Annotated in this window: 1 protein-coding gene; it reads right to left on the bottom strand. The window is 66.9% G+C overall.

Features of this window, described 5'->3' with window-relative positions:
• A partial coding sequence (locus tag AC1DCJ_RS20285; RefSeq protein WP_478071792.1) for a type VI secretion system Vgr family protein occupies positions 1-1,160 on the bottom strand: 1,160 nt, incomplete at both ends.

Below are 1,160 nucleotides of genomic sequence, written 5' to 3'. Positions count from 1 at the left end.
GCAAACGCGTGCCGTGGCCGTCTTCGGTCTGCGGGCGATACACCACCTCGGCCGGAATGGCGACGAAGCGGTTGTCGTAGAAGGTCGTAGTGAGGTCCGGCGATGCATTCGAAACGGACAAGCCACTCAAGGCACCCGGCAGGCTGAGCCGCGCCTGCGCGGCCGGCCCAAGCTGCTGCTCCAGCGCGTCGAACACGTCGGCCTCGAAATTGTTGCGCGCCTGGTGCTGTACCGACAGGCACAGGAAGGCGGTACCCGCGTCCACGCCCGGATGCTGCCCCAGCTGGAACTGCGCCCCGGGCGTGAGCTGGCGCCATTTGCCCTGCCCTTCAATCGTATGCGCGCGCACGCGCAGCGCATCCAGGTGCTGCTGCGCGCGCCGCTGGCCACGCGCGTTGTCCTGCCAGCCGTACGGGCCGCAGGTGTCGGCGTCCTCACCCATGGAATTCTGTGTCATCTGCGCTTCGGCGCTGGCCTGCCGCAGCTCCAACGTGCGGTGGTCCCAAGTGTGCCGGGACACCTTGGTGGTACGCCAGCGGCGCGCGGTCGACCACTGCTGGACGCTGTCATCGCGCTCGGTCACATCGCCCCGGTGGAAGCGCACCGCGCCGAGATCCTTGGCGCCATGATGGTTGTCGGCCAGCACCAGCGTATGTGCACCAAACGACTCGCTGCCCGGGTCTGCGCCATGCTCGAACCAGTAATAGATGCCCTCTTCGGCGAGCAGGCGCTGCACGAAGGCCAGGTCGGTTTCCTGGTACTGCGTGGTCAGACTGCGCTTGGCGTAGAGGCTGCGGTCGGTGAGGTCCCAGCGCCATGCCGGTACCAGACCGCTGTAGTCGGCGAACACGTTTTCGACGATGTCGACCACGCTGGCGTCATGGAACACGTAGCTGTCCACGCGCTGGCCCAGGAAGGCCAGCCAGGGCTGCAGGCGCAGGCGATAGCGCGCCAGCCCGCCATTGCTGCCGATCCGCTCAGCAGCGGTGATCCGGCCGTGGAACGGGCGGGCGTTGCCGATGGCCTGCATCTGCAGCAATGCCGGCTGCCCAAGCAGACTGTCCAGCGACAGGTTGGCATCGGCCGACAACGCGATGATGTCGAACACGAAACCCACGCCATCGATCTGCTCGACGCCATTGAGCGACTCGGCCACCAGC

This window comes from Stenotrophomonas sp. 10N36 (assembly GCF_056395005.1).
The sequence above is the reverse complement of the archived record's forward strand: the minus strand, read 5'-3'. Positions and strand labels throughout refer to the sequence as shown.